Source organism: Castellaniella sp., from assembly GCF_034007085.1.
In the GTDB taxonomy this organism is placed as follows: domain Bacteria; phylum Pseudomonadota; class Gammaproteobacteria; order Burkholderiales; family Burkholderiaceae_B; genus Castellaniella.
The window spans coordinates 1-6,908 of sequence record NZ_JAVERO010000115.1; the positions used below are offsets into that span (position 1 = coordinate 1).

Genomic DNA, 6,908 nt, shown 5'->3' on the forward strand with positions numbered 1-6,908 from the left:
AACGTGCTGTTCACGCGTCGAGCCGATCATCTGCACCACCATGCGGGGCAGATCAGCTTTCCGGGGGGGCGCATCGAATCCACGGATAACGGGCCGGTGGCAGCCGCCATCCGTGAAACACGCGAGGAAATCGGTGTCGAGCAGCGCTTCGTGCAGGTGATCGGCACGCAGCCGACACTGCTGACCACGACGCAATTCCTGATGACGCCTGTGGTAGGCGAACTGCTGCCGGGCTTTCTCATCAAGCCCGACGAGGCCGAGGTTGCCGAGGTTTTTGAAGTGCCGCTGGCGGTGCTGATGGATCCAGCCCGGCACGTGCTGCACCGGTTGGAAACGTCGCTGGGTCATGGCCGATGCTATTTCGCAATTCCCTGGGAATCCCATTTCATCTGGGGCGCCACGGCAATCCTGATTCGCAATCTCTACCATTTCCTGGCGGCGGCGCAGGGCATCGCGGCTCCAGGCCGTCCGGGCTCCGCCTCATGATCTGAATGGTGGGCGATCCAACGGGGTAGCAGGGCGGGCTGCCGGGCGTGCCCGTCTTGCAGCCTCATTTTCCGCCAGGATGCGCATGTACAGGGCGTGGCGTTCGGCGCGGATGTCGCCGCGTTCGACGGCCGCCAGCACGCCGCAGCCTGGTTCATGGCGGTGGGTGCAGTTGTAGAAGCGGCATTCGGTGATGGGCTGCGCAAATTCCGGGAACCCCTGCTCGATGTCGTGGGGGCTCAGGTGTTGCAGGCCAAAGGCCTGGAAACCAGGCGAATCGATCAGGCCGCCGCCATTGGGCAAGGGGTAGAGCTGCGTGCGGGTGGTGGTGTGGCGGCCAGTGCCCAGCGCTTCGGAATGCGCCTGGGTTGCTGCCAGCGCCTCGGGTACCAGCGCGTTGAGCAGGGTGGATTTGCCCATGCCGCTCTGGCCCAGCAGCAGCGTGAGACGGTCCTGCAGCCTGGGGCCCAGCAGGGCGCGAGTCCGATCCGTGTCCAGGGCGCTGAGCATGAGCACGGGCGTGCCCAGAGATTCCACAGTGGCCAACCGTGCGTGGGCCGCCGCTGCGCCAGGCAGATCGGCCTTGTTCAGTACGATGAGCACCGGTACGCCAGCGCTGGCAGCCGCCACCAGTGCCCGGCCCATCAGATCACCGGAAAACTCGGGTTCCGGGGCCAGCACCAGCAGCAACTGGTCGATGTTGGCGGCGAACTGCTTGCTGCGCTGGGCATCGGAGCGGTAGAACAGATTGCGGCGTGGCAGAATGTCGAGAATGACGCCCTCGTGGGCGCCTTCGGGCTGCACGCGCACCCGGTCTCCGACTGCCGGGCCCGATTTCTTGCCGCGTGTGTAGCACTGGCGTCGGCCGCCGCCGTCGATTTCGACGTCGTAGTGGCGTCCGTGGGCGGCAACGATGCGGCCTGCCAGTGCAGCGGGTTCAGCCATTGCGCAGGTGTGCAATCCGCACGGGGGCTGGCGGGTGGCTGTCGTACCAGGCCGAATGGATCGGGTCCGGCGTCAGGGTGGCGGCGTTGTCATCGTAGAGTTTGACCAGCGCGCTGATCAGGGGGGCCGCGCCGCACTGTTGCACGGCATAACGGTCGGCCTGGAATTCGTCACGTCGCGACAGCAGGCTGGCGATGGGCGTGAACCAGAACGTCAGGACCGGCAGGGCCAGCATGAACAACACCAGCGCCAGGCCGTCGTTGGGCCGGCCCAGCTGCGGGATGATGCCCAGGCCGGTGTAGAACCAGAGCTGGGTGGACAGCCAGGCCAGCAAATGCAGCAGTACCCCGGCCGTCATGAAACTGACGACGATGCGCCGCAGGATGTGATGGTGGGCGAAATGGCCCAGTTCGTGCGCCAGGACGGCTTCGATTTCATCGCCGTTCAGGCGCGCCAGCAAGGTGTCGAAAAAGACGATGCGGCGATGGCGGCCAAAGCCGGTGAAATAGGCATTGCCGTGGGCAGAGCGCCGCGATCCGTCCATGACGAACAGGCCGGACAGGCCGAAGCGGCAGCGTTTGGCCAGGGCATGGATGCGCTGGTCGAGTTCGGGGTCGTTCAGCGGTGTAAAGCGGTTGAACAGGGGGGCGATGAAGCTGGGATACAGCCACAGGACCAGGAGATTGAAGCCGACCCAGACACCCCAGGCCCACCAGGCCCAGCTGGTGCCGGCCGAGCGCATGATCCACAGGATGGCAGCCAACAGGGGAATGCCCAGCACCAGGGTGACGGCCAGCATCTTGAGTGCGTCGGTGATGAACAGGCGAGGCGTCATGCGATTGAAGCCGAAGCGGGCCTCCAGGCGGAAGGTGCGCCAGGCGGAAAAGGCCAGGCCGACGGCGCCCAGCAGCGCCAGCACGGCGCCGACCAGGGCCATCTGGCGCCAGAGTTCGGATTCGATGAGGCGGCCCAGGGTCAGATCCAGTGCCTGCAGTCCGCCCAGCAAGGTCAGCCCCAGCAGCATGGCTGCTTCGATGATGCGCTCGACCATGGACAGCTGGGTGCGGGCCACGGTGTAGTCGGCGGCGCGCTGGTGGCTGTGCAGGCCGATCCGGTCGGCGAATGCGGCGGGGACTGCATCGCGGTGGGCGAGCACATGGCGGATCTGACGGCGTGCCAGCCAGTAGCGCAGGAGCAGGTCGCCCACGAGGCAGGCAAGAAACAGAAGGGTCAGCATGTCCGGACGGCCGATGTGCGAAAATCAACGCTTTGCAAGTAAAGGATTATAGGATATGGCCGTGAACGATCAGCGCCTGATCTGGCTGGACATGGAAATGTCGGGCCTGGACCCCGAAAAAGAGCGCATCCTGGAAATCGCCATGGTCGTCACCGAGCCTGACCTGACTCCGGTGGCACAGGCTCCGGTGCTGGTGATCCATCAGGATGATGCCGTGCTGGATGGCATGGATAAATGGAACCAGTCCACCCATGGCAAGAGTGGTCTGATCGACAAGGTCAAGGCCTCGACCCTGACCGAAGCGGAAGCAGAGGACATTTTGCTGGCCTTCCTGGCACCGCTGGTGCCAGCCGGAAAATCGCCGATGTGCGGCAACACCATCGGCCAGGATCGTCGCTTCATGGTCAAATACATGCCCCGGCTGGAAGCCTATTTCCATTACCGCAACCTGGACGTCAGCACGCTCAAGGAATTGTCCCTGCGCTGGAAACCCGAGGTCTATCGCAGTTTCGTCAAGGCCAGCAAACACGAGGCCCTGGCCGACATCCAGGAATCCATCGACGAACTCAAGCACTACCGGGAACATTTCATCCGGTTGTGATTTCGGAGTCCTTCGTGTCCATTGGAGCCATCGCCGGCATCGGCACTGATCTGGTACGGGTCGCACGGATCGAACGCATTCACGCGCGGCACGGAGACCGTTTCGTCCGCCGTATCCTGGGGCCGGATGAGCAACTCGTGCATCAACGCCGCCAGGCGCGTGATCCGCGCCGGGGCATTCTCTATCTGGCGACCCGTTTCGCCGCCAAAGAAGCCTTCTCCAAGGCCATCGGGCTGGGCATTCACATGCCCATGACCTGGTCGCGGGCGCAGATCCTGAACCGGCCTGGCGGGGCGCCCGAGATCCGCCTGTCCGGTTCCCTGGCCGACTGGTATGCCAGCCGCTTCGGGCAGGCGCATGTCTCCATGACGGACGAGGCCGATCTGGTGGCGGCTTTCGTCGTGATCGAGGCGCTGCCCGCCGCCAGCCCCCACCCCAAGGAAAACATCGCATGACTCCCGAACAGAATCTCTCTTCTGCCACTTGCGCCGCCATGGCCCCGGGGCCGGTCATGGTCGATGTGGCCGGGCTGGAATTGACTGCGGTCGAGCAGGCCCGCCTGCGCCACCCCCAGGTTGGCGGCGTGATCCTGTTTGCGCGCAATTTCTCTGATCGGGCCCAACTGGCCACCTTGTGCGCGGCGATCCACGCCGCGCGTGATGAACCCCTGCTGATCGCGGTTGATCACGAAGGGGGGCGCGTGCAGCGGTTCCGGACCGACGGTTTCACTCCGTTGCCGGCGATGCGGGCCCTGGGGCAGTGGTATGACCGCGATCCCCAGGCGGCCTTGCGCGCCGCCACCGAAACCGGCTTCGTGCTGGCCAGTGAGTTGCGCGCCTGTGGTGTGGATTTCAGTTTCACGCCGGTGCTGGACCTGGATTACGGCGTCAGCCAGGTGATTGGCAATCGGGCGCTGCACGAAGACCCTGGCGTGGTGGCACTGCTGGCGCGTGCCCTGATCCAGGGCCTGTCCCAGGCTGGCATGGCGGCTTGCGGCAAGCATTTCCCCGGCCATGGCGCGGTGGCAGCCGATTCCCACCTGGAGATTCCCGTGGACGAACGACCGCTGGACGAGATCCTGGATGCCGATGCGGCACCATATCGCTGGCTGGGCGATCTGGCCTTGCCGGCCGTGATGCCGGCGCACGTCATCTATCCTCAGGTGGCCCCCGAGCCGGCTGGTTTTTCGCGCCGCTGGGTGACCGACATTCTGCGTGGCCAGTTCGAATACGATGGCGTGGTGTTTTCGGACGATCTCACCATGGAAGGCGCGAGCGTGGCCGGCAACATTCATGCCAGGGCCTTGGCTGCGCTGGATGCAGGGTGCGATATGGTACTGGTCTGCAACCGTCCCGACCTGGCCGACGAATTGCTGGCGGCGCTGGCGGATCGACCCCAGGACCCGCAGGCCGTGCGCCGCATCAGGCGGTTGATGCCGTCCCGGCCCGCACCTGACTGGACTGGCCTGCTGTCCGATCCGAGGTATCTCCGTGCCCGAAGCCTTCGATCTGAAAGCCTTTCTATCTGATCTGCCGCATCTGCCGGGGGTCTATCGCCATATCGACGCGCAGGGCGTGGTCCTGTATGTCGGCAAGGCGCGCGACCTGAAGCGCCGCGTCAGTTCGTATTTCCAGAAATCCGGCCATGGCCCCCGGATCGAGCACATGCTGGCACGAGTGGCGCGCACCGAGATCACCGTCACGCGCACCGAGGCCGAGGCGCTGATCCTGGAAAACAACCTGATCAAGCGTCTCAAGCCGCGCTACAACATTCTCTTTCGGGATGACAAGTCTTATCCCTACCTGCACATCACGGATCACGCGGCTCCGCGCATCGTGTATTACCGGGGCAGCACTCAGGGCAAGGGGCATTTCTTCGGTCCCTATCCCAATGCCTGGGCAGTGCGCGAAACCATCCAGATCCTGCAGAAAGTCTTCAAGCTGCGCACCTGCGAAGACAGTGTCTATGCCCACCGCACGCGTCCGTGCCTGCTGCACCAGATCGGCCGCTGTTCTGCTCCCTGCGTCAAGCTGATCACGCCCGAGGACTACCGGGCCGACGTCGAGCGGGCCATCCAGTTCCTGGAGGGTCGCGCCAGCGAGGTGCTGGAAGACATCGAACGGCGCATGAGCGCCGCCGCCGAATGCCAGGATTTCGAGCAGGCAGCCGTGTTGCGCGACCAGATGCGTGCATTGGCGAAAGTCCTGCAGCAGCAGACCATGGAGCAGGTGGGTGACGACAGCGTCGATATCATTGCCGTGGAGCAGGCGGGTGGCCGGGTGTGCGTCAATCTGGCGATGGTGCGTGCCGGACGACACCTGGGCGACAAGCCGCTGTTTCCCACTCAGGCTCAGGATGATACGGCGGAAGACGTGCTGACGGCCTTTGTGGCCCAGCACTATGCCGACAATCCGGTGCCGCCCGTTCTGGTCTGTTCGCATGCATTGTCGGATCCCGATCTGGCCGCCATGCTGGCTGAACAGCATGGCCACAAGGTCCGCGTCCTGTCGCGCCCGCAGGGGGCCCGTCGGGCCTGGCTGGAGCAGGCTCAGCGTAATGCCCGCATGGCCTTGGCCCAGCGCCTGTCGGAGTCCAGCGCCCGCGAGGCCCGCACGCTGGCGCTGGCCGTGGAACTGGATCTGGATACGGACCCGGCCGCCCTGGCGGCCCTGCACATCGAATGCTTTGACATCAGCCATACGGCGGGCGAAGCCACCCAGGCGTCCTGCGTGGTGTACAAGAACCACAGCATGCAGCATTTCCTGTATCGCCGTTTCAATATTGCCGGCATCGAGCCGGGGGACGACTATGCGGCCATGCGTCAGGCCCTGAACCGGCGCTACGGCCGTGTGGCCGATGGTGATGTGGCCTTGCCCGATGTCGTGCTGATCGATGGGGGAAAAGGGCAGGTGGGCGTGGCCCGTCAGGTGTTCGAGGAACTGGGGCTGGACGTCAGCCGTATCGTGGGGGTCAAGAAAGGCGATCATCGCAAGGTCGGCCTGGAAACACTGGTCTTTGTCGATGGCCGGCCCCCGGTGGCGCTGGGCGTGGAATCCGCCGCCCTGATGCTGGTGGCAGAGGTGCGTGACGAAGCGCATCGCTTTGCCATCACCGGCATGCGGGCACGGCGCGCCAAGGCCCGCAATGTCTCTCGCCTGGAAGATATCGAGGGGGTGGGCAAGCAGCGGCGCCAGAATCTGCTGGCGCGATTCGGCGGTTTCAGCGGCGTGGTGGATGCCAGTATCGATGAGTTGCGCGCCGTCGAGGGGATCTCTGCGGCGCTGGCCGAGCGCATCTATCACGCGCTCCGGTAGTGGCAATCGGGCGGCAGATGGCGCCTTCAGGTAGTATTACGCCTATCATGCCGCTCAATATCCCTATTGCCCTGACTTGGCTGCGCATCGCCATGATCCCCCTGATCGTGGGGTTGTTCTATCTGCCGGATGCCTGGACCGCGTCGGGGTGGCGTGATTGTGTGGCGGCCATTGCCTTCATCGTGGCTGCCGTCACCGATTGATTCGATGGCTGGCTGGCGCGGCGCTGGAACCAGACCTCGGCCTTTGGTGCGTTTCTGGATCCGGTGGCCGACAAGTTGATGGTGTGCGCGGCGCTGCTGATTCTGCTGAACCTGGACCGTGT

The 6,908-nt window shown here is 64.6% G+C and carries 7 protein-coding genes and 1 pseudogene; 6 read left to right on the forward strand and 2 right to left on the reverse strand.

Features of this window, described 5'->3' with window-relative positions; genetic code table 11:
- The coding region (locus tag RBR29_RS09580; RefSeq protein ID WP_320348849.1) for a CoA pyrophosphatase at positions 1 to 486 on the forward strand (486 nt) is incomplete at its 5' end.
- On the opposite strand, the gene rsgA is transcribed toward RBR29_RS09580, so the two are convergent.
- On the reverse strand, positions 481 to 1,431 hold the full coding sequence (rsgA, locus tag RBR29_RS09585) for a ribosome small subunit-dependent GTPase A (RefSeq protein ID WP_320348851.1): 951 nt from the start codon (positions 1,429 to 1,431) through the stop codon (positions 481 to 483). The genes RBR29_RS09580 and rsgA overlap by 6 nt on opposite strands.
- Positions 1,424 to 2,668 carry a M48 family metallopeptidase gene (locus RBR29_RS09590; RefSeq protein WP_320348853.1) on the reverse strand — a complete coding sequence of 415 codons (1,245 nt, stop codon included), beginning with the start codon at positions 2,666 to 2,668 and terminating at the stop codon, positions 1,424 to 1,426. Before RBR29_RS09590 ends, rsgA begins: the two co-directional genes overlap by 8 nt.
- Before the next feature lie 55 nt (positions 2,669 to 2,723).
- Between RBR29_RS09590 and orn the strand changes: the two genes are divergently transcribed.
- The 5 genes and pseudogenes from orn to RBR29_RS09615 all read left to right on the forward strand — a co-directional run.
- Positions 2,724 to 3,269 carry an oligoribonuclease gene (gene orn / locus RBR29_RS09595; protein ID WP_320348855.1) on the forward strand — a complete coding sequence of 182 codons (546 nt, stop codon included), beginning with the start codon at positions 2,724 to 2,726 and terminating at the stop codon, positions 3,267 to 3,269.
- 14 nt (positions 3,270 to 3,283) lie between these two features.
- Entirely contained in the window at positions 3,284 to 3,724 is a 441-nt protein-coding gene (gene acpS, locus RBR29_RS09600) for a holo-ACP synthase (protein WP_320348856.1), read from the forward strand.
- Complete coding sequence (gene nagZ / locus RBR29_RS09605; protein WP_320348857.1) at positions 3,721 to 4,797, forward strand: beta-N-acetylhexosaminidase; 1,077 nt, start codon at positions 3,721 to 3,723, stop codon at positions 4,795 to 4,797. The genes acpS and nagZ overlap by 4 nt, the downstream gene beginning before the upstream one ends.
- The gene (uvrC, locus tag RBR29_RS09610; RefSeq protein WP_320348858.1) at positions 4,760 to 6,583 is read left to right on the forward strand and encodes an excinuclease ABC subunit UvrC; all 1,824 of its coding nucleotides are present in this window, start codon (positions 4,760 to 4,762) and stop codon (positions 6,581 to 6,583) included. The genes nagZ and uvrC overlap by 38 nt, the downstream gene beginning before the upstream one ends.
- A 47-nt stretch (positions 6,584 to 6,630) precedes the next feature.
- Positions 6,631 to 6,908: pseudogene (locus RBR29_RS09615) on the forward strand (CDP-alcohol phosphatidyltransferase family protein); the annotation flags it as partial.

Bases quoted from the DNA above. Each gene is read 5' to 3' on its own strand.
- rsgA (WP_320348851.1), bottom strand. From the start codon at position 1,431: ATGGCTGAACCCGCTGCACTGGCAGGCCGCATCGTTGCCGCCCACGGA.
- RBR29_RS09590 (WP_320348853.1), bottom strand. From the start codon at position 2,668: ATGCTGACCCTTCTGTTTCTTGCCTGCCTCGTGGGCGACCTGCTCCTG.
- orn (WP_320348855.1), top strand. From the start codon at position 2,724: ATGGCCGTGAACGATCAGCGCCTGATCTGGCTGGACATGGAAATGTCG.
- nagZ (WP_320348857.1), top strand. From the start codon at position 3,721: ATGACTCCCGAACAGAATCTCTCTTCTGCCACTTGCGCCGCCATGGCC.